Below are 19,715 nucleotides of genomic sequence, written 5' to 3'. Positions count from 1 at the left end.
CTGCTCACACATCGGACTCACTCATCTAGAGGTTCCTGCTGTCGGTGTCCCACTCGGTGGAGCACAGGCCGCAGTCGTCGCCGACGAACATCCGCGCGGCCTCCTCGTCACCCTTCAGCCGCCACTCCAGCCACGCGGTTCCCACCCGGCCGTACTCGCCGCCGTTGGGCTCGGCGAAGGTGCCGTAGTGGCCGACGTCGAGGTGGCCGATGAAGGCGGGCAGGTCCGAGGGGATCCGTCCGTAGTCGTCCAGGGCGTTCTCGTAGGCGATGTCGCTGGGACCGCCGGTGAAGTAGGCGATGGGCGCGTGCAGGTCGTCGAGCAGGTGGTTGTCGAGGTCGCTCAGCAGGCCGCTGTTCCACAGCACGGTGGTGTCGACGCGCGGGTCGTCGGCCACCTCGTAGGTCTCCAGGCCACCGCAGGACTGACCCATCACCGCGACGCTGTCGGTGTCGATGTGGCCGCGGTACTCGCTGAACCAGCGGTCGTTCTCCTCGATCGCCCAGTCGATGGCCTCGGTGAGCATCTCGGGGTCGGTGCGGCCGAAACCGCCCGGGCTGCCGTTGGCGATGACCAGGAACCCGTGCGAGGCGAACTCGGTGAGGATGTTCTCGAACCAGGTCCCGTCGGCGCGGCAGGCACCGTTGCCCCAGGCCACGATCGGCAACGGCTCGTCCTCGGGCAGGTCGACGGGACGGTAGACGGTGTGGTCGGGCAGGCGCCAGGTGGTGACGTACTCGGCGTCGTGGGGGCCGGTACCGCCCATGGTCNCCCGCCGACGTCGCGGGGACGAGGGCGGCGGCCGTCAGCAGGCCGAGGAATACGGCGGACGTCCGGCGGACCAGTCGTGATTCCATTTCATTGCTCCTCGGGGGTCGAAGCAGAGCAGGAGAGCATTTTCCAGCGCGCTGGACACCGAATATTCGCCACTGTGCACAGACTGTCAACACGCCCTTCCGGAGGACGGGTTGTTTCACCGATACTCCGGACCCTTCCCGCTTTCCCACCCCGACGGGAGCAGACAAGATGCTTCTGACCAGCAACAACCGTCCGCATTCGACGCACGATGGCATTCCGAGAAAAGGTTCACGGGGCACCTGAAACGCTTTTCACGACCGAGCCCGCTCCTTGACCCGCCGCACGATCACGGCGCCCCGGCCATTCGGAGAATGACCGGGGAACGGACGTGACGCCCCTCGTGTCAGAGCGTTCGGCAAGAAGGGCGGTTCACAGGTCGATGACGGTCTTGACGTGGTCGCCGCCGGACTCGAAGGCCTCGTGCGCGCGGTCCAGGGGCAGACGGCGGGTGATCATCCGTTCCAGCCAGGAGTGGTCGGCCCGGGCCAGCGCCCGCGCGGCCAGTTCGTAGTGGCGCAGGTTGGCGTTGACCGACCCGAAGAGCACGTCGTTCTCCAGGACGAGTTCACGGTTGATCGCACCGGCGTCGACACCGATCTTCCGTCCCCCCGAGGACACCCCGGTGAAGCAGACGATCCCGTAGGCCGCGTTGTGCTCCATCGCGTCGACGATGACGCTGGACGCGCCCGTGGCCTCGATGATCACGTCCGGCTTTCCCCGGGCGGCGACGTCGGCGACGCCCCCGGTGTGGTAGGTCGCCCCGAGGGCGGCCACCAGTTCCGGTTTGGCGCCCGTCTTCACCAGGTCCATCACGTGCACGTCCAGGCCCTTCTGGACCCCGATCATGGCGGCCAGCAGGCCGATCGGCCCGGCGCCGGTGACCAGCAGGCGGCGCGGTTCGAACCAGGCCCGCCGACCGATCCGCTCGATCTGGTCCCACGCCTTGGCCACGACCGTGGTGGGCTCCATCAGCACACCGACGCGCTCCAGCGACGGGTCCAGCCTGACCGCGTAGTCGGCCTCCACCGTCCACTGCTGTGAACCGTAGCCGTGGACCTGCTTGATACCGCGTTCGGTGAACCGGCCGTTGCGGCACATGTCGAACTCGCCGTGCGCGCACGCCCCGCACGGCACGGGGTCCGGCCGCCGCACGACCCCGACCACCAGATCACCCCGGGAGAAGCCGCTGCCGTCCGGTGCCTCGCGCACCCGGCCCAGCGACTCGTGCCCCAGGATGAGGCGGTCCGCACCGGGCGGCGCCTCACCGTACTCGCCCCCGGCGATCTCGCGGTCGGTGCCGCAGACCCCCAGCGCGACGCCGTCGACGAGCAGCTCTCCCTCCCCCGGCACGGGCGCCTCCACCTCGCTGACCCCCACCGAACCCGCCTGTGACGGCACCACCGTCAGAGCACGCATGGCCTCCCCCTCGTCTGAGCCCTTCGCCGTCGACCACCGCGTCCGGAAGGCGTTCCGAGCGGCGCACGCGCGGTCCGGGGAGCCGTTCCCGGCACCGGCGATCCTGCCAGGCGGCTACCCGGTCACCGCACCCGACACACGAGGGTTTCCGGAGCGGACGACGGCGGCCCGGTGCTGACGGCCGCGGCCTTCGTCCAGCGCGTGCGGATGGCCGTCTCCCGGGAGGCGGCCGCCGGGGAGCGAACGGTGCGGCGCCGCGGTGGTCGCTCCCCGTTTCGCACGGATCTCCGGAACCGGCCCGGGGCCGTGCACGCCACCGCCAGGGTCGGCACCGGAACACCGGGGGTACGCGCACGGGAACCCCTGACCTGGTGGCGTGACCTCGGGCACACAGGATCCCCGACCCGCGCGCCCGTCGGCCCGGCACCGACCCCGCGCGGGAGCCCCTGACCGGGTGGCGTGGCATGGGTTCTCGACGCCATGACCGGCTCGGGGGACGAGCTCCTCCGAACCGAGGCGACTCTTTGTTGGAACTATTCCAGAAAAGATGCTTCAATGTGCGCATGCACCAGACGGAGACCGAGGTGCTCCTCAGGGAGGCCTCGCTACGCGTGACCCGGCCACGAGTGGCGGTCCTGGAGGCGGTCGGAGCCCATCCGCACGCCGACGCCAGCACCGTGCTCCGGGCGGTCCGCGGCCAGCTCGGTGCGGTGTCCACACAAGCGGTGTACGACGTGCTCAAGGCTCTGACGGACGTCGGACTCGTACGAAGGATCGAACCGGAGGGTTCTCCCGCACGCTACGAGCGTCGGGTGGGCGACAACCACCACCACGTGGTCTGCCGCGGTTGCGGTGCGATCGAGGACGTGGACTGCGCCACCGGGGCCGCCCCCTGCATGACGGGTTCCCAGGACCACGGTTTCGCCATCGACGAGGTCGAGGTCACCTACTGGGGCATCTGCCCCGCCTGCCAAGAGGCCTGACACACGATCGCGGTGCCCTCACCGCGACATCGAAACATCCCATCCCAGGACGAGGAACTCATGTCTCAGGACAACACCCAGCCGCTGACCACGGCCAACGGCGCCCCCGTGGCGAACAACCAGAACAGCCTGACCGCGGGCCCGCGCGGGCCGATGCTTCTCCAGGACCTGTGGTTCCTGGAGAAGCTCGCGCACTTCGACCGTGAGGTCATCCCCGAGCGCCGGATGCACGCCAAGGGCTCCGGTGCCTTCGGTACCTTCACGGTCACCCAGGACATCACCCGGTACACCAAGGCCGCGATCTTCTCCGAGGTCGGCAAGCAGACCGAGATGTTCGCCCGCTTCTCCACCGTCGCCGGTGAGCGCGGCGCCGCCGACGCCGAGCGCGACATCCGCGGTTTCGCCCTGCGCTTCTACACCGAGGAGGGCAACTGGGACATCGTCGGCAACAACACGCCGGTCTTCTTCTTCCGCGACCCGCTGAAGTTCCCCGACCTCAACCGCGCCGTCAAGCGTGACCCGCGCACCAACATGCGCTCGGCCGAGAACAACTGGGACTTCTGGACCAACCTCCCCGAGGCCCTGCACCAGGTCACCATCGTGATGTCGGACCGCGGTCTCCCCGACGGCTACCGCCACATGCACGGCTTCGGCTCGCACACCTTCTCGTTCGTCAACGAGGCGGGCGAGCGCTTCTGGGCCAAGTTCCACTTCCGCACCCAGCAGGGCATCAAGAACCTCACCGACGAGCAGGCCGCCAAGGTCGTCGCCGAGGACCGCGAGTCCGCGCAGCGCGACCTGTACGAGGCCATCGAGCGGGGCGACAACCCCAAGTGGACGTTCTACGTCCAGATCATGCCCGAGGCCGAGGCCGCGGACTACCGCTTCCACCCCTTCGACCTGACCAAGGTCTGGTCCAAGAAGGACTACCCGCTGATCGAGGTCGGCGAGTTCGAGCTCAACCGCAACCCGGAGAACTACTTCGCGGACGTGGAGCAGGCCGCCTTCACCCCGGCCAACCTCATCCCGGGCGTCGGCGTCTCGCCCGACCGCATGCTCCAGGGCCGCCTGTTCTCCTACGGTGACGCCGCCCGCTACCGCCTGGGCGTCAACCACCACCAGATCCCGGTGAACTACCCGCGCGGCGCCAAGGTGGTCAACACCTACCACCGCGACGGCACCATGCGCGTGGACGGCAACCAGGGCAGCGTCCCGGGCATCGAGCCCAACTCCTACGGCCGCTGGCAGGAGCAGCCCGCCTACGCCGACCCGGCGCTGGCCGTGGGTGCGACCGCCGACCGGTTCGACTACCGCGAGGACGACGACAACTACTTCGAGCAGCCCGGCGACCTGTTCCGCCTGATGGACGCGGACGAGCAGCAGCGCCTGTTCGAGAACACCGCGCGCGCGATCGACGGTGCCTCCCAGGCCACCATCGAGCGGCACATCGCCAACTGCACGAAGGCCGACCCCGCCTACGGCGAGGGCGTGCGCAAGGCCATCGAGGCCCACCAGGCGGGCAAGCTCCCCGCGGGCGAGATGAACCCGAGCGAGCCCAACCCGAACAACGCCTGATCAGGAGCGTGAGGACCTGATCCGGATCCGGGTCTGACGACACCGAGCCGACGCGGCCCCGACCGCGTCGGCTCGGTCCGTTTCCGGGGTCCGTCTCCGGCCCCGCCCGGGTCAGGGCAGCAGGTTGGCGCGGCCGAACATCTCGGCCGCGGCACGGGCGGTCGGCGTGCCCGCGTCGAGGTCGGCGCCCGCCGCGACGAGCATCGCCACGATCCCCTCCTCCCCCTTGAACAGCGCTCCGGCCACGGGTGTCTGGTCCCGGTCGTTGCGCAGGTCCACGTCGGCGCCGCGGTCGATCAGGGCGCGGACCGTGGTCTCCTGGCCGTGGTAGGCGGCGAGCATCACCAGGGTGTTGCCCTGCGTGTCACGGGTGTCCACGGGCAGGCCGTGGTCGAGGAACTCCAGCAGCTCCTCCGTGCGCCCCTCCCGGGCGAGGTCCATGGCCAGGGCGATGACCCGCTCGGTCTGCTCTGGTGAGAGTTCGTTCATGGACCCATGCTAGGAGTGCCCTCCCCACCTCGACGAACGCGCGCCGCCGCCCACCTGGTGGGTGTGGCGCCGTGGGAGAGGCCGTGCGGAGGCATCCGGCGTGCCCGCCCGGCGGAGGGGCACCGGTGAGCACCTGTCCGATCGGCGTGCCACCCGGCGGGGCTCCTCCTGCGGCAGGAAGGGCGGCGCCCGCTCTCGGGGCGCGGATCCGGCCCCGGCGATCGCCGAACGGGATGTGGCACTCCCCGAGGAGAGGGGCGCGGAGCAGCCGCTCGCCGACCCGCGCGGTCCGGCCACCCGCTGATGAGGCGTCCGTGGTTCCCTGTGGTGTACTGGCTCGCGACCGGGTCGTAGGCGAGGGACGGGAATCGGGACATGCTGCTGGGCTCCGGAGCGGGTGACGGGCGCGCGGTACGGGTCGGGGACGAGGAGCTCGACCGCGAGGGGCTGTGGTCGGCGGCGAACGCCGTGGCCGCGCGGATCCGCGGCGCCGACGCCGTCGCCGTGCACGGGGAGGCCTCGCTGCGGACGGTCGTCGCGGTCGTCGGCGGCCTGCTGGCCGGGGTCCCCGTGGTCCCCGTTCCGGCTGACTCGGGCGCCGCCGAACGCCGCCACATCGTGCGCGACTCCGGCGCCGACCTGTGGCTGGGAGCCCCGCGGAACGGCGCCGACCTGCCGGTCGTGGCCGTCGACCCGGCCGAACGCTCCTCGTCCACGTTCCCCGAACCCCCGGACGGGGCCACCGCGCTGATCATGTACACCTCGGGGACCACCGGGGCCCCCAAGGGCGCCGTCCTGTCACGGCGGGCCGTGGCCGCCGACCTGGACGCGCTCGCCGACGCCTGGGACTGGACCCACGACGACGTGCTGGTCCACGGTCTGCCGCTGTTCCACGTGCACGGACTGATCCTGGGCGTTCTGGGAGCCCTGCGCGTGGGCAGCCCGCTGGTGCACACCGTCCGCCCCGCCCCCGCCGCCTACGCCGCCGCGGCCGAGGACGGCGGAACCCTGTTCTTCGGCGTGCCGACCGTGTGGTCGCGCGTCGTCCGCGATCCCGACAGCGCCCGCGCCCTGTCCGGGGCCCGGCTGCTGGTGTCGGGCAGCGCCCCGCTCCCCGACACGGTGGCCGACGGCCTGCGGGCGGCGACCGGCCACCACCCCGTGGAGCGGTACGGGATGACCGAGACGCTGATCACCGTGGCCGCGCGTGCCGGTGCGCCGCGGCGCACCGGCTGGGTGGGGACGGCGCTGCCCGGCCTGGAGACGCGGCTGCGCGGCGAGCACGGCGAGACCGTGCCCTCCGACGGGGAGGGCGTCGGCGAACTCCAGATCCGTGGCGCCACCCTGTTCGACGGCTACCTCGGACTGCCGGAGGCCACCGCGAAGGCCTGGACCGGCGACGGCTGGTTCCGCACCGGCGACGCGGCGGTCCGCGACGAGGGCGGCTGGCACCGGATCGTGGGGCGGATGTCGGTCGACATGATCAAGACCGGCGGGTACCGGGTCGGCGCGGGCGAGGTCGAGGCCGCGCTGCTGGCCCACCCCGCGGTACGCGAGGCCGCCGTGGTGNGAGGCCGACGACGACCTCGGCCAGCGGATCGTGGCCCATCTGGTGGGCGACGGTATCGACACCGAGTCCGTCATCGACTTCGTGGCCGAGCGGTTGTCGGTCCACAAGCGCCCGCGCGAGGTGCGCGTGGTGGAGGCACTGCCGCGCAACGCGATGGGCAAGATCCAGAAGAAGCTGCTGGGCGGCGTGCGCGGCGACGGCACGTGACCCGGCGGGCACGTGACACCGGGGCGGCGGGCTGACCGGACACGTCCCCGGTGCGACCGGAGTGCTCCGTCAGGACGGGCCGGGACGCCTTCACGGCCACCGCCTAGGGTGTGCCCATGCGTCTCCTCCCCCGTTCCCGCTTCCACCTGTTACTGGTGTTCCTCGTCCCCACGGGCGCGGGCCTCGCCCTCCCCTCCGTCATCCCCTGGTTCGAAGGCGGCTACGGGTACGGCCTCGCCGTCCACGTCCTGGTGGTGGTCCTCACGGCCAGGGTCCTGTTCCTGTGGGCACGCGAACACGTACTCGCACGCGAGCGGGACGGACACGGTGGGCGGGTCACGGCGGTGGTGACCGGCGTCGAACCCCCGCCCCCGGGAGAGGCCGACTTCCCCGGGCACACGGTCACCCTGGGGTTCACCGGTCCCGACGGCAGGAGGCGGCGCGTACGTGACACCTCCGGTCTGGGTGGTTACGCCCCCGAACGGGGGACGCGCGTGGTCGGACGCCTCAGGCCCGAGGATCCGGATGACCTCGAGGTGGTGGAGATCGTCGGGCCCGAGGGCCGCCACCCCGTCACCGCTCCCGGTCCCCGCCTGTCGCCGTGGACGCCCGCGGCCGTGCTGGCACTCGCCGTGTGCCTCGTGGTCGCGGTGGTGCTGGGCCCGCTGTACGGCCTGCCCGCGTCGGCCGCCGGCCTCCTCCCCTCCCTGTTCGTGTGGACGGGCGTGGGGTTCCTCTGCATGGCCGTGTCGCTGTGCCTGTCCCGCGCGGGCCTGCGCGGACGGGCCACGGGAGAGGTGACCCGGGTCCGCACACACGTCAGGGGACGCGCCAACAGGTCCACGTCCTACTCGTTCACCGTGCGCTTCTCGACACCGGACGGCCGGAGGGTCCACCTCCACCACACCGGTGAGGACGCCAGGCCCCGCTCCCGAGGAGCCCGGGTGGAGGTCCGCTACGACCTCGACCATCCGCCCCGGTTCCGGGTGACGGGGGTGAACGGGGACCGCGCCCTCATGTGGATCTCCTTCCTCCACTCGGCGCTGTTCCTGGGAGCGGGAGCGGTGGGGGCCCTCCCGGGTTCCTGACACGGGTACGCGTCGACGGGGAGCGGCGTGACCGGCTCGGTCCCGGTCGGCGGGACGACACCGGAACCGGCCCGTAGGATGCCGGGATGATCCCCCAGCGTGTACCCGCCCGCGTCCTGCTGGCGACCTTCCTCCTCCTGGCCGCCGTCCACCTGGCCGTCCAGCTGCTTGGCCCCGGAGCCTGGTCGCGGCCCACCCAGGTCCTCCTCATGCCCGCGCTGTTCCTGACGGTGCTCGCCGCCGCGGAACGCCCCCGGCCCCGGCTGGTGGAGCTGGTACTGACCGCCCTGGTCCTCTCCTGGCTCGGCGACTCCCTCCCCGCGCTGGCGGACGGCGACGCCGGGTTCCTGCTGATGGTGGCGGGTTTCCTGGTCGCCCAGGTGGTGTACGTGTTCGCCTTCTGGCCGTACCGGTCCGCGAGCGTGCTCCACCGCCGCCGGTGGCTGCTGGTGCCCTACGTCGGCGCCGTGGCCGCACTGGTGTGGGCGTGCGTCCCGTACGTCGGCGGCCTTCTGGTCCCCGTGCTGGTGTACGGGCTGGTGCTGGGGCTGATGGCGGTCGCGGCCACCGGGGTCAACGCCTGGACGGGGGTGGGCGGGGCCCTGTTCCTGGTCTCCGACGCCCTCATCGCCCTACGGTCCTTCGTCCCGGGTTTCGACGTGCCGCAGGGCGGGTTCTGGGTGATGGCCACCTACGTCGCGGCGCAGGCGCTCATCGCCCTCGGCGTCCTGAGGCGGATCCGCTCCTCCGGCTGAGTGTGGAGCACCCCTTCCGCGACCGCGCGATCAGCCGAGGTCAGGCCTGTGGAAAACCCGATCCGGCCGCTTCGGCGCGCGCATACTCGGAGCATGCTCTCCTCAGCCGCCCACGCCCTGCTGTCCGCCCTCCTGACCGACCTGCCCGGCAGCCGCCACCTCCTCACCCTGCACACCCGTCACACGATGAGCACGGCCCTCCTCCTCCAGGGAAAGGGTTTCGTCGTCGAACACCCGCCGGTGGTGGAGCGGTTGTGCGTCGTCGTCGCCAGCGGCGCCGCCGCGGGGGTGGTGCTGCGCAGCTTCACCGACCAGGTCTCCCACACGCTTCCCAACGGAGTCGACGTCCCCGTCAAGCTGGTCCGCGGCTGGTCGGTCGCCGACCGGGCCCTGACACCGCTCGACGAGGCGCAGATGTTCGACGCCCACTGCACCGACGCCGCGTCGGGCGAGCCCGCCCCGCCCGAGCGGGGCGTCGTGTACACGGACGCGCCCGCGGTCGACCTCACGGTCTTCCACGGCACGTGAGCGACCGCCCGGCCGGTGCCCGGCCCCCCCTGTGGCACCCAGCCGAAAGGGGACAGGCATCCGCCGGGGGCACGTCCCCACACCGGCGCGGTTCGACGTCGGCCGTCGATCACGGACGCTCGTTCGTGACCAGCGCGGGTCGTCGCATCGACCCGCGCGAAGGAGGAACCCCGAGTTCACCGGTGCCGCAGCACACCGGTCCCGTCTGTCCCGTGAGAGCGACTGGTCAGAACGCATCATTCGCACGTGTCACCGACTGGTATGGGGGCCGGGGCCCTGGTTTCGGAAAGCACGAAAGGCCCCCTTTCTTTGTTCAGATTTCAACAAGCCAAAGAAAGAGAGTTCTCGCGGAACCAGCCCCTCCACCCTGATCGCTTCACGCCGGATACCCCTTTTGCCATACCTTCCCAGGTCACACACAGGCCCCAGAGGACAGCCCCGCACCACCATCCTCGAACAGAACAGCGCCCGAGGAAGTTAATTGTTCTACATGTCCACTTCTTTCTTTGTGTTCGCATGTGGACTTTCTTGTTGCTGAAGTTTTCCACTGCCCACCAACACGGGGGCAGCGCTCAAATTTCGGTCAGCGTGTAATGTCGTTTCTTTTTTCCTGGATCATTTTCCGCGCCCACTCGCTGTTACGGTTCTATTATCTGTTGACTCGGGCTCCGGACCGGACAACGCGCCCGCGTTCCACTCCCGAGGAATCCACCGTTACGTATCGTGGATGGTGTCACCCTTGTCCGAAGAAACCCCCGTGGTCGTTCTCTCCGACCCCGATCAGCAGCGCCCGGAGGAATTCGGGGAGACGCTCGACGACTGGCTCGGAAACGACGCCCGCCTCATCACGGCCCCGAACCTGGAGCGGGCGCACGAGGCGCTGCGCTCCCTGACCGCCGGCCCNCCGGCCACGGGTGGTCGCCGTCGCCGACGAGGACACGGTGGCCGACGAGACTCAGCGGTCGGCCCTGCGCGGCCCCGGCGACGCCTCGGACGGGGCCGACGTGGCCGGGACCTTCCTGCTCACCGCGCACCCCCCGGCACCGGACGGTGTCGATGGCGTGACACCGGAGTCCACCGCCGCGCTCCGGGACGGGCCCGTGGCCCGGCTCCGGCGGAGCCAGGAAGAAGGTCGTCACCGTCCGCGGAGGCGACACGGCCGGGCGCGCGGCGGTCCTCTTCGGCGACGTCGCCGACGTGACCATGGTCATCCGGTCGGACCTGAGCATGGACAGCCCCTCCGGGAGAAGGTGCGGGAGCTCATCGACCAGAAGAAGATCACCGCCCACAAAAGGTCCGAGATCGGGAGATTCGCCCCCCGAGACGATGGCTCCTCCTCCCGCGTGGTGCTCCAGGGGAAGGAAACGAGGATTCCGTCGGACTTCGTCCTCGCGCTCATCGGCGGTGTACCCAACACCGAACGGCTGCGTCCGCTCTCCACCCCCGACAAGCACGCGGCCCGTGTGGCCCGGGACGGAAACGGCTTCGTCCTGACGGAACAGGTCCCCTGGCCCTACCCCCGCGAGTACAAGCCGAACGGCGAGGAGGGCCCCGGCCCCGAGAAACAGAAACCGAAGGTCCTGGCCCTCCAGACCGGCGAGGAGGGCCTGTCAGCGGCCGTTGACGTGCGCGCCGGGTCGGTCCGGCGCACCGCGCAGGCCGCCGGTGGGGGAAACGCGTCCACCGTGAGCACGGACGCCCACCTCAGGCGCGGGGACAGCGCCGGACTGGCCCTCGGCGACACCGTGAGCGGTGCCTACAAGTACTACCTGCACGGCGGAAAGTGACGACGGAGCACCGGGAGGAACACACAGTGACAGAGAAGATCTCCACAGACGTCCTCGTCGTGGGCTCAGGCCCCATCGGGTCGTTGTTCGCCCACGACCTGCACGCCAGGGGCAAGAAGGTCCTGATGGTGGACGCCGGCCCGCAGACGGCCGGACGCTACGGCGAACACCAGAAGAACTCCTTCCTCTACCAGCGCAACATCGACGAGTTCGTCAACGTCATCAAGGGACACCTGCACCCGTTGTCGGTGTCCACCCGAAGCGACATACCGACGACGCTGGACCCCTCCTCCTACCGCTACGACGCGGAGGAGTACGCGGGTTTCGTGCTCAACAACCAGAACCCGCACCAGAAGGAGGAGGACAACCTCGGTGCCTACGCCGCCACCTACGCGGTCGGCGGGATGGCCACCCACTGGACCTGCGCGATGCCCGAGTTCAACCAGGCCCTGGAGCGCACCTGGGTGGACGCGGACGGCAGGAAGGTCAGGTACCCGCTCGGCGACAGGGACCTCAGGGAGGGTTACGCTCGCTCGGCCACGGCGCTCAAGCGCACCACCGAGGCCTACCGGCACTCGGCCCGGCACCAGCTGGTGAAGAAGGTCCTCAACCAGGACGCGGGCTTCCAGGTCTCGGAGCTGCCCCTCGCGGTGGAGCGGCGCGAGGACGAGAACGAGCACGGCCGCCGGGAGTTCGTCACCTGGAGCGCGGCCGACACCGTGCTGGACAAGCTCGCCGATCCGGCCTGGAAGAAGAGGGCCAACGAGGCGGACTTCGAACTCCGGGCCGAGTGGCAGGCCACCCGGATCGAGCTGGAGGGCGGATCCGAGACCACGGCGGCGACGGTCAGGAGTGTCCACCTGCGTAACCTGCGCGATCTCAGTAAGACCGTGGAGGTCGAGGCCAAGGCCTACGTGATCGCCTGCGGCCCGGTCCTCACCGCCCAGCTGCTGTACGCCTCGGAACTGGACGAGAAGCTCAACCTGCCGATCGGCAAGTACATGACCGAGCAGCCCATGGCCTTCTGCCAGGTGGTGCTCCGGCAGGAGCACCTGGACGACCTGGAGAAGCATCTGGACGAGGTCGCCGGAGAGAAGGACAGGAAGCACGCCCAGGCGGCGAAGAAGCGGGTCGAGGACTACCGCGCCGCCCAGCACGCGATCCTCAGGGAGAACCAGAAGAACTTCCGCAAGGCCCCGGCCGACCCCATCCCCTTTCCCAAGGACGAGCCGGAGCCCAACCTGTACATCCCGGCATCGACCGCGCGTCCCTGGCACTGCCAGATCCACCGTGACGCGTTCAGCTACGGGGCGGTCCCGCCCAACATCGACACCCGGCTCATCGTCGACCTGCGCTGGTTCGGTCTGTCCCGGCCCAGGGCCAGCAACCGGGTGGAGTTCAGCGAGCGCTACCGCGAGAACGACACGTTGAAGTTCCGCAACGTCGACTCCTTCGACATGCCCCAGCCCACCTTCCACTTCCAGCTCACCGAGGAGGAGCGACGCACGGCCGGGGAGATGATGGCCGACATGATCAAGGTCGCCTCCCACCTGGGCGGTTTCATGCCTGGATCGGAACCCCAGTTCCTGGTTCCGGGACTGCCCCTGCACGTGGCGGGGACCACCCGGATGGGCAACGACCCCAACAACGACGGCAAGGCCCAGGTGGTGGAGGAACGGGGCCACGTGGTCACGCCCAAATCGAGGGTGTGCGGGACCTCGAACCTCTGGCTCGGCGGCAACGGCCTGCACCCGTTCGGCAACGCGAGCAACCCGACGCACACGAGCATGGCCATGGCGCACGTGGCCATCCAGGACGTGCTCAACGTCCTCAAGACGAACAAGCAGAAGTGACAGGGGGCGTGATGGCTGAGAGTAACGCGAGCAAGGAGATCCTCAAGGGAGTAAGGCTGGGGATCACGCCCACCGGGTGGCGCAACGCCGACTTCCCGGACCTGACCGCGAACGCGAACGGGAGGCAGTACTACTCGGCGAAGGACTGCCTGAAGGAGATCATCGCCGCCAGGTTCACCGGATGCAGCGACGACCGGGACTACCCCAAGGGCAGGGCGGACTGGGAGAACTTCCTCAAGAAGGCAGGGCTTCCCAAGGGGCAGGAGTTCCACATCACGGAACCCTGGATCAGTACCTGGTTCACCACCGCCGGAGGCTACGAGCGCACGCTGGACTTCTACGAGGAGAACAAGGAGCAGTGGTCGGACCGCGGGGTACAGAACATCGGAGCAGCCGAGTTCGGCAACGCCGTGCACCTGAAGCCGCACGTGCCCCTCAAGCAGCGCAACCGCTTCTCCGACCAGCAGTGGAACGCCCTCGTGGAGGGCCTCAACGAGCTGGGTAGGCGTGCCTCGGCCGACGGGTTCCGGCTGTGCTACCACCCGCACATGGGAACCGGCGTGCAGACCCAGCCCGAGATGGACCATCTGATGGCGGGCACCAACGCCGCGCACGTCCACCTGCTCCTGGACACCGGCCACCTCACCTGGGCGGGCGGGGACCCGGTGGCCGCCGTGTACCGGCACGGTGAGCGGATCAAGCACATCCACCTGAAGGACCTGAGGCCGGACAAGCTCAGGAGTCTGGACCTGGCGAAGACCTCCTTCAAGGACGGGGTGAAGGCCGGGATCTTCAACGTCCCGACTTCCAAGGAACCGGGGACGGTGGCCTTCGGCAGGGTGCTCAAGGCCCTGGACGACGTCGACTACGCGCGCGAGGACCGCTGGAAGAAGACGGGGCAGGCGCCGCACGCCACCGAGAAGTGGCGTAAGTGGCTCGTGGTGGAGGCCGAGCAGCCGTACGAGGGCGCGTTCCACGGGAACAAGAAGCCGAAGGACTACGCGAAGGAAGCGTACGAGACCGTCAGCGCTCTACTCAAGGGCACCCAGAAAGGTGGCAGTTGATGGTGCCTCACGCACGGCCGAAATTCGAGTCGGAGGTCATCGCCTCCGACACCGGAGACGGCTACTGGGTCCACAAGGCCAAGGCGGAGCTGGTGACCTCGGGGCTGACCCAACAGAAGGTGGAGAGGTACCAGCGCTCCAACGACTCCTGGAGCAGGAGCGGCGTCTTCGACTTCGGTACCACCGGCCTGAACAAGCCGGTGGCGCTGGATCACGCCTACTTCAGCCACGGTTCCCACCCGGACCTCGTGATCTGTCACAACTACGGCGACTGCATGTTCGGCTGCGGGAACGACGACGGGAAGATCTCCTGGCTCAAGCCGGACGCGAACGGCGCGTACACCCGTCATGAGGTGGCCTCGCTGGTGGCCACCCACCGGGTGCGCCTGGGCAACTTCACCAGGGGCCGGGGCCTCCAACTGGCGGCGTTCCCCGTCGTGGGCAGGGCCGATCCGGGAACCCCGGAGCCCGAGAAGGGCGAGGCCGGTTTCCTCAAGCCCTACAGCCCCGTCCTCTACGACATCCCGGACGATCCCGCCAAGGAGTGGAAGCCCGCGTCGGCCCCCGGCCTGGACACGCTGAGGTTCCGGATCGTCCACGCGATCGTCGCCGGGCGCTTCCCCGGAACGCCGCGGCCCGACCTTCAGTCGTTCGTCGTCGCCTCCCACAACGGCCTGGACTGGATCGGACCGGGCCGGGACGGCGTCTGGATCCGCAGGCACATCGGCGACGGCGTTCCCCCGCGCGCGTCACAGGAGATCGGCAAGCCCAAGAACTACAAGAACACCCCCGAGTTCGGCGGCAGCGGCAACGTCGCCATCGGGCGGGTCGGAGGGCAGGCCGCCTCCTGCATCGTCACGGTGGAGCCCTTCCACGGCAACACCGTCGCGGTCCACACCCGCCCCTGGGGAACGGGAAGCCCGTTCGAGCGCCCGTGGGAGCGCCGGGTGGTGAAGGTCTTCCCCCAGCCGGTCGAGTCCGAGGAGGAGGGCACCAAGAAGAGGTACGACGCGGTCGGACACCACGTCGTGGCCGCGGACTTCGACGGGGACGGCGACGACGAGTTCCTCATCGCCATGCGCGGGCCGCAGAACAGCGACCCCGCCCAACCCACGCAGGGGGTCCTCTACCTGAAGCTGGACTCCACTGGTCGCGTGGTCGTGCGCGAGTGGGTGAGCAGGGACTCCACCGCCCACATCGCCGTCTTGGACGCGAACGGCGACGGCAGGCTGGACTTCGCCACCACCTCCTACCACACGGTCAACTACTACGAGAGCAGGGAGACCAAGGTCCAGCTCTTCCGCAACACCTTCGCCCGCCCGGTGAAGAACCCGGTCATCCCGTCCAGCGCCGACGGCTGACGCACCACTCACCACGTGGCCTCCGGCGGGGACGCCGGAGGCCACGCCCGTGCCGGTGGCGGTGACCACGGCCCTCGTGCCCCGGCCACGCACGACGACGTCGGCCGGCCCCTTCCTCAGAGGGAGGCGGCCCCGGTCAGGACGCGGGCCAGGTCGGCGGGTGCGCCGCGGCCGTACCGGGCGACACGGCCCAGCCACTCCGGATGCCCCTGACCGCGGCTGAGCGCGCACACCGCCGCGAGCCGTGTGGGCTCGTCGGCCTCGGAGACGGCCAGGTCGGCGCACCACTCGGCGTTCTCCCCGTCCAGGCCGGTCTCGCCTTCGCGCCCGCCGCTGGCCCCCAGCCGGACCGCGCGCATCGCCTGCCCGTGACGCTCGGCCACCCACGAACGCAGGTAGTCGGAGGAGGTGACCAGGACGTGGCCGTAGTCGTGCCGCAGCTCGCGCGTGAACCTGCCTTCGGGGAAGTGCAGCCCGCAGGCGTACATGTCCAGCCAGGTCTCGTACCAGGCGGGGAAGTCCACACCGGGCGGGAACGACGGGGGCTTCTCGTCGTTCCAGGTGTAGAGCACACGCCCGCGCTCGGGCCCGTACAGGACCAGGTTCACCGCGTAGCCGCACCCCAGTTCGGCCATGCGCAGCAGGCCCGGGAACTCGCCCCAGGTGGTGTCCTCGTCCCAGTCCAGGGCCCGTTCCCACCAGTCGTCGTCGAACCCGATGTCGTCGGGCCAGGGCTCCCGGCTCTCGATACGGGCGTGCGGGTAGCGCGTGCCCTCACTGTCCTCCTCCCCGGCCACGAGCGGGAAGGGGTGGGTGGGCGGGTACTCGTCGCACTCCAGGCCGACGGTGCGCCAGTACGTTCCCTCGGGAACGTTCGTCATCCGCTCGACGGCTCCGACCGCCGCGTCGAACATCATGCCGCCGTCGGCGACCGAGGTGACGAACGCCCGGTAGCTCCCGGGCAGGGTGACGCCGTTCCTCTCCTCGAAGGCGGTCACCGCCTCCCCGGTCGTGGGCTCTCCCAGCCACAGTTCGTCGGCGCCGCGTTCCCTGAGCCAGGCGTGTTTGAGCCGGATCCGGCGCAGTCGCGACGAGGGCCCCGTTCCGGGCGGGATCGGTGTGGGGTGGTTCATGGGTGCCACCCTGCCGAACGCACCGGCGCACGTTCCACCGGTTTTCCGTGCACGGTGTCGGGGTGCCCCGGACCGCGCGTCCGTCGAACGGCACCGACCAGTGACTTGAGGGTTGACGCCCCGTATCCCCCGCTCGCCGGGCTGTGGGTCCCCACAAGCACGTGAATGGAACGCTGGAACACATGACCGAGGAAGAGATCATCAGTTTCGTCAGCGACCTCGACGGCGTCCTGGTCCTCAGGCCGGGACCCGACGACGGCACACCGGAGATCAGCTGGGGCGACACGTTCTTCTACTACGCCCCGGACGGCGTCATACCGCAGGCCACCCAGCCCTTCGCGACGATCGTGACCAAGGACTACCCCGACGACGAGGGATCCCGCCTGGACCGGCCGGGCGTGTTCCGCGTCAACGTCGCCGCCGGGAGGGAGGCCTTCGTCGACCGGACCGGACGCGAACCGCGCGAACCGGCCGCCGAGACCGATCCCAGCGCCGCCGACACCGTGTTCGCGCACCCCGTCCACGGTTCCCTCGGCTGGCTCGCGGTGGTGAACCCGGGCGAGCGGACCGACACCGCCCTCCGGGAACTCCTGCGCACGGCTCACGGCCTCGCCCGCTCGCGCCGTGAGAGGCGCGCCGGGTCAGCTCCCCATCGCCGTGGGTAGGTCGTCGGGCCGCATGGCCGCGTCGGTCCCGCCGTCGACGTAGAGGACCGAACCCGTGGTGAAGCGGGCCTCGGGCCGGAGGAACTGGTACACCCAGAACGCGATGTCCTCCGGCTCACCGAAGACGCCCAGCGGCATCGGGGTGGGGAAGGAGTCGGGGTCCGAGGCCTGGCTGGTCGATTCGCGCATGAGCGGGGTGAGCACCGCACCAGGGGCGACCGCGTTGAGCAGCACGCCCTCACGCGCCCACTCGGGGGTGACCGCGGTGCGCCGCACCCAGCGGGCGAGCGCGAACTTGGAGGTGGCGTAGGCACCGATGGAGGGAGAGTAGTCCCGGACCCGCGCGGGGACCGCCTCCTGCGCATCCCGGGCGCGCTGCCGGGCGGCGTCCTCGTCACCGCCCAGGGCGAGGTCCACCAGGCGCTCGTCGACGAACGGCACGGTGGTGGCGGAGTTGGACCCGACCACCACGGCGCGTCCGGCCCCGGAGCGGGCCAGTGCGGGGCGCAGCCCTTCCAGGAGGGCGACCGGGCCGAAGTGGTTGATGGACACGACGGCCGCGGGGTCCTTCATGCTGGAGCCCACCCCCGCCACGGCGGCGACGCCGTCGAGGGTGCCGCCGCAGGCCTCCAGGATCTGCTCGACGGCGGCGGAACGGCCCTCGGCGGTGCCCAGGTCGGCGGTGACCCGCGCGTCGCGCAGGTCGACCCCGATGACGGTGTGTCCGGCCTCGGCCAGGAGGTCGGCGCTCGCGGCGCCCATCCCCGAGGCGCTTCCGGTGACGGCGTAGGTTCCCACGGCTCCTGTGCTCCTTCGCTGTGTCCCACTGTCCCATGACATCTTTCAATCAGTGATTGAAAAATACCAGGCATAGGATGTCGCCATGACCCATACCGATCCCCCTTCCTCCGTGTCCACACCCGACCGGCTGCTCGACGCGGCGGAGCGCCTCTTCCTGGAGAAGGGGGCCGACCGCGTCTCGGTCCGCGCGGTCAACGCCGAGGCCGGGCTCAACCCCGGCGCGGTGCACTACCACTTCGGGTCCCGCGAGGGCCTGGTCGCGGCCCTGCTCGAACGCGAACTGCTGCCGGTGTGGGAGAGCCGCCTGAAGTCGCTCTCCCCGGGAGAGGGGGACGAACCGGTCGGCGTGGAGGCGTTGGTGGCCGCCGTCGTCCGCCCCTTCGAGGAACTGTCCCGAACCGACAAGGGACGAATGCTCTGCCACCTCCTGGCCCGCGAGTCCCTGCCCACCGGCGGCATGTACTCCAATTCCCCCTGGTTCACCGCGAGCCCGTTCGAGGTCATGCTCGCCCGGGCGCTGCCCGGCCTGTCGGCGCGCGAGGTCTCCGCGAGGTGGCGTCTGGCCTTCACCCTGCTGCTGGAGGTCTACGGCCGTCCCCTGGACCGGTCCGCGACCGCGGCGGGATCCGCGCCTGAGGCCGCCACCGTCATCGCCTTCCTCACCGCCGGGCTCAGCGCCCCGCCGCCTCCGCAGGAACCCCGGTAGCGCTCGGCGGACTGCGTTCCCGGTCCTCCCCCGGCCCGGACACGCCGAGGGCCCCTCACCTCACGCCTTCGAGGAGAGGGGCCCGTTCCGTCGGTTTCCGCCGCTCAGGCGGGAGGCGGAAGCGGTCGTCCCTCGATCGCCGCGCGTACGTGATCGGGCGTCAGCCGGTCGCTTCCGTGCTCATCGCTCCACGCCCGTAGGCGGCCCAGAGGTGAGTCGGGGTCGGGCGGCCCCTCGCTCAACTCCCCGCCGAGGATCATCGCGCCGAAGCGCGCGCCCACTTCCTGAGGATCGTTCATGTCCATGCGAGGCATGGTAGGACGAAGCCTCCGGCGGTGGCGTGCGCTCCCCCGTTCCCCGCCCGGGTCCGGACCGTGTTCCCGCGCGGTCCGGGACGAAGACCAGCGCCAGGAGCGCCGACCGGGCGTTGCCGTCGGCGGACGGGTGGAGGAAGCACACGTCGGGGTGGACGCGGGCGAGCGTGCCGCACCGCGTCCCCGACCTCAAACGGACTCCACGCCGGTTACCGTCGTGGGCATGGTCATTCCGAGCGACGAAGAGATCCGCGCGCTGCACGAACGGTACGCGCCCACACGGGAGGCGTTCGACCTCGTCCACACCCACTGCGAGATCGTGTGCGCGGTCGCCGAGCAACTGCTCGACCGCTCCGGCCTCGCGCTGGACCGCGCCCTGGTCCGGGCCGGGTGCCTGCTGCACGACATCGGGGTCTACCGCCTCTACGACCCCTCCGGGCGGCTCGACCACACGCGCTACGTGAGCCACGGGGTACTGGGCCACGGGGTGCTCGCCGAGGAGGGTCTGCCCGAGACGCTGCGCCGGTTCTGCTCCCACCACACCGGGGTGGGCCTGACCCGC

The 19,715-nt window shown here is 70.4% G+C and carries 19 protein-coding genes and 1 pseudogene (1 of these 20 running past the window's edge); 14 read left to right on the top strand and 6 right to left on the bottom strand.

All coding sequences use genetic code 11. From position 1 onward, the window contains the following. Positions 1 to 25: 25 nt before the first annotated feature. Both D455_RS30635 and D455_RS0115635 read right to left on the bottom strand, forming a co-directional pair. A complete protein-coding gene (locus D455_RS30635) occupies positions 26 to 766 on the bottom strand; it encodes a hypothetical protein (protein WP_017571652.1) in 741 nt (246 codons plus the stop codon). Positions 767 to 1,227: 461 nt separating this feature from the next. Then, positions 1,228 to 2,274 carry a glucose 1-dehydrogenase gene (locus D455_RS0115635; protein ID WP_017571651.1) on the bottom strand — a complete coding sequence of 349 codons (1,047 nt, stop codon included), beginning with the start codon at positions 2,272 to 2,274 and terminating at the stop codon, positions 1,228 to 1,230. A gap of 563 nt (positions 2,275 to 2,837) precedes the next feature. Between D455_RS0115635 and D455_RS0115630 the strand changes: the two genes are divergently transcribed. Together D455_RS0115630 and D455_RS0115625 are read left to right on the top strand one after the other, a co-directional pair. Next, a complete protein-coding gene (locus D455_RS0115630; RefSeq protein WP_026122665.1) occupies positions 2,838 to 3,257 on the top strand; it encodes a Fur family transcriptional regulator in 420 nt (139 codons plus the stop codon). Positions 3,258 to 3,317: 60 nt separating this feature from the next. Continuing rightward, positions 3,318 to 4,832, top strand: coding sequence for a catalase (locus tag D455_RS0115625; RefSeq protein ID WP_017571648.1), 1,515 nt, complete (start codon positions 3,318 to 3,320; stop codon positions 4,830 to 4,832). Between the two features lie 111 nt (positions 4,833 to 4,943). Here the strand turns inward: D455_RS0115625 and D455_RS0115620 are convergent, their stop codons facing one another. After that, on the bottom strand, positions 4,944 to 5,321 hold the full coding sequence (locus D455_RS0115620) for an ankyrin repeat domain-containing protein (protein ID WP_017571647.1): 378 nt from the start codon (positions 5,319 to 5,321) through the stop codon (positions 4,944 to 4,946). A gap of 100 nt (positions 5,322 to 5,421) precedes the next feature. On the opposite strand from D455_RS0115620, the gene D455_RS33790 reads away from it, so the two are divergent. The 9 genes and pseudogenes from D455_RS33790 (at position 5,422) to D455_RS0115575 (ending at position 15,534) form a co-directional block, all read left to right on the top strand. Continuing rightward, the gene (locus D455_RS33790; protein ID WP_152487072.1) at positions 5,422 to 5,625 is read left to right on the top strand and encodes a hypothetical protein; all 204 of its coding nucleotides are present in this window, start codon (positions 5,422 to 5,424) and stop codon (positions 5,623 to 5,625) included. A gap of 71 nt (positions 5,626 to 5,696) precedes the next feature. Continuing rightward, positions 5,697 to 7,098, top strand: a pseudogene (locus tag D455_RS30630) (acyl-CoA synthetase). 116 nt (positions 7,099 to 7,214) lie between these two features. Further along, positions 7,215 to 8,186, top strand: coding sequence for a DUF3592 domain-containing protein (locus D455_RS0115610; protein WP_017571646.1), 972 nt, complete (start codon positions 7,215 to 7,217; stop codon positions 8,184 to 8,186). An 86-nt stretch (positions 8,187 to 8,272) separates the two neighbouring features. Beyond that, positions 8,273 to 8,941 (top strand): lysoplasmalogenase, encoded by a 669-nt coding sequence (locus D455_RS0115605; protein ID WP_017571645.1) that lies wholly within the window; start codon positions 8,273 to 8,275, stop codon positions 8,939 to 8,941. Positions 8,942 to 9,034: 93 nt separating this feature from the next. Next, a complete protein-coding gene (locus D455_RS0115600; protein ID WP_017571644.1) occupies positions 9,035 to 9,469 on the top strand; it encodes a hypothetical protein in 435 nt (144 codons plus the stop codon). 1,250 nt (positions 9,470 to 10,719) lie between these two features. After that, positions 10,720 to 11,256 (top strand): hypothetical protein, encoded by a 537-nt coding sequence (locus tag D455_RS0115590; RefSeq protein WP_017571643.1) that lies wholly within the window; start codon positions 10,720 to 10,722, stop codon positions 11,254 to 11,256. 26 nt (positions 11,257 to 11,282) lie between these two features. Then, positions 11,283 to 13,109: a GMC oxidoreductase gene (locus D455_RS0115585; RefSeq protein WP_017571642.1), complete on the top strand. Its 1,827-nt coding sequence runs from the start codon at positions 11,283 to 11,285 to the stop codon at positions 13,107 to 13,109. A gap of 11 nt (positions 13,110 to 13,120) precedes the next feature. Then, on the top strand, positions 13,121 to 14,173 hold the full coding sequence (locus D455_RS30620; RefSeq protein WP_017571641.1) for a TIM barrel protein: 1,053 nt from the start codon (positions 13,121 to 13,123) through the stop codon (positions 14,171 to 14,173). Further along, entirely contained in the window at positions 14,173 to 15,534 is a 1,362-nt protein-coding gene (locus tag D455_RS0115575; RefSeq protein WP_017571640.1) for a hypothetical protein, read from the top strand. Before D455_RS30620 ends, D455_RS0115575 begins: the two co-directional genes overlap by 1 nt. 116 nt (positions 15,535 to 15,650) lie before the next feature. Here the strand turns inward: D455_RS0115575 and D455_RS0115570 are convergent, their stop codons facing one another. Continuing rightward, positions 15,651 to 16,667 (bottom strand): SMI1/KNR4 family protein, encoded by a 1,017-nt coding sequence (locus tag D455_RS0115570; RefSeq protein ID WP_017571639.1) that lies wholly within the window; start codon positions 16,665 to 16,667, stop codon positions 15,651 to 15,653. Positions 16,668 to 16,849: 182 nt separating this feature from the next. On the opposite strand from D455_RS0115570, the gene D455_RS0115565 reads away from it, so the two are divergent. Then, positions 16,850 to 17,332 carry a DUF6194 family protein gene (locus D455_RS0115565; RefSeq protein ID WP_017571638.1) on the top strand — a complete coding sequence of 161 codons (483 nt, stop codon included), beginning with the start codon at positions 16,850 to 16,852 and terminating at the stop codon, positions 17,330 to 17,332. Here the strand turns inward: D455_RS0115565 and D455_RS0115560 are convergent. Further along, positions 17,309 to 18,130, bottom strand: coding sequence for an SDR family oxidoreductase (locus D455_RS0115560; RefSeq protein ID WP_017571637.1), 822 nt, complete (start codon positions 18,128 to 18,130; stop codon positions 17,309 to 17,311). The two genes, D455_RS0115565 and D455_RS0115560, sit on opposite strands and share 24 nt — an antisense overlap. An 85-nt stretch (positions 18,131 to 18,215) precedes the next feature. Between D455_RS0115560 and D455_RS0115555 the strand changes: the two genes are divergently transcribed. Continuing rightward, entirely contained in the window at positions 18,216 to 18,839 is a 624-nt protein-coding gene (locus D455_RS0115555; RefSeq protein ID WP_017571636.1) for a TetR/AcrR family transcriptional regulator, read from the top strand. A gap of 104 nt (positions 18,840 to 18,943) precedes the next feature. Here D455_RS0115555 and D455_RS33010 read toward each other — a convergent pair whose 3' ends face one another. Continuing rightward, on the bottom strand, positions 18,944 to 19,138 hold the full coding sequence (locus D455_RS33010) for a hypothetical protein (protein ID WP_241480262.1): 195 nt from the start codon (positions 19,136 to 19,138) through the stop codon (positions 18,944 to 18,946). Between the two features lie 238 nt (positions 19,139 to 19,376). Between D455_RS33010 and D455_RS0115545 the strand changes: the two genes are divergently transcribed. Next, positions 19,377 to 19,715 carry the 5' portion of an HD domain-containing protein gene (locus D455_RS0115545; RefSeq protein ID WP_017571635.1) on the top strand. 255 nt of this gene lie beyond the right edge of the window, so 339 of the gene's 594 nt are visible here — the first part of the coding sequence; it begins with the start codon at positions 19,377 to 19,379; its stop codon lies off the right edge, out of view.

The organism is Nocardiopsis halotolerans DSM 44410 (assembly GCF_000341065.1).
GTDB classification, from domain to species: Bacteria; Actinomycetota; Actinomycetes; order Streptosporangiales; family Streptosporangiaceae; genus Nocardiopsis; species Nocardiopsis halotolerans.
Note: the sequence above shows the minus strand (reverse complement) of the source record. Positions and strands in the feature narration are given on the sequence as shown.